At 77.0% G+C, this 287-nt stretch carries 1 protein-coding gene; it reads right to left on the minus strand.

Going from position 1 to position 287, the window contains the following annotated elements:
• The coding region (locus ACLBXP_RS25960) for an NAD-binding protein (RefSeq protein WP_447670664.1) at positions 1-287 on the minus strand (287 nt) is incomplete at both ends.

Genomic DNA, 287 nt, shown 5'->3' on the forward strand with positions numbered 1-287 from the left:
CCCTGCCCTCGCCCTCCACCGCGGCGGTGTCGGCCCGGAGGATCACCCGCACGGCGCGGGCCTCCATCGCCCGCTTCACGAGGCCCGCGGCCGCGTGGTCGAGCTGGCGCTCCATCAGGCGGTCCATGACGTGGAGCAGCGTGGTGTCGATGCCGAGCCGGGCGAGGCCCACCGCCGCCCCGAGCCCGAGCAGGCCGCCGCCGATCACGATGGCGCGGGCGTGCCGCACCGCCGCCTTGCGGATCGCGGCGACGTCGGCGAGGTCGACGAGGCGGTGACGTCGTAGC

Source organism: Methylobacterium sp. A54F, assembly GCF_053346035.1.